Annotated in this window: 1 protein-coding gene; it reads right to left on the bottom strand. The window is 40.5% G+C overall.

The window, feature by feature from the left end; all coding sequences use genetic code 11:
- Positions 1–172: 172 nt before the first annotated feature.
- On the bottom strand, positions 173–612 hold a 440-nt coding region (locus ACRCJ0_RS18400), incomplete at its 5' end, for a PLP-dependent transferase (protein ID WP_431391603.1).

Below are 612 nucleotides of genomic sequence, written 5' to 3'. Positions count from 1 at the left end.
TCTAGCTGCCTCACGGAATGATCCGCTATCAGCGACGACAACAGCATATTTTAGTTTTTGAAAGTTCATGGCTCTCTCCATCCTTCCCTTGTGAACTCTTACACTCACAGTTTCCTATATTACACTAATCAAATTCGTTTTTCACTATTACTGCTCACAGATGATCACTTTTTTAAACGTTAAAAGCTTGGTTAATATCTGCCACTAAATCATCACTATTTTCAATCCCTGTTGATATCCGTAAAACCTTGTCAGTTAGGCCGTATTGTGCCCGTAATTCAGTTGGGATATCCGCATGCGTTTGTGTTTCTGGGTAAGTAATTAAACTTTCTACCCCACCTAAACTCTCTGCAAAAGTAAAAATCTTCAAGCTGTTCAAGGCATCGCGAATAATTCCCGCGTCTTTCACTGCGAATGATACCATACCCCCGCGTCCTGAGTAATACACTTTCTCAATTGCTGGGTGGTTTTCTAAAGCTTCTACTAAGGATTTGGCGTTCTTTTCATGTTGTTGCAAGCGAACTGCCAAGGTTTTTAGTCCACGCATGATCAACCAACAGGCAAAAGGATCTAAAGTTGCCCCTGTTGTATTCAATTGGAAGGCTAATTTTT

Source organism: Aerococcus sp. L_32 (assembly GCF_050689315.1).
Note: the sequence above shows the minus strand (reverse complement) of the source record. Positions and strands in the feature narration are given on the sequence as shown.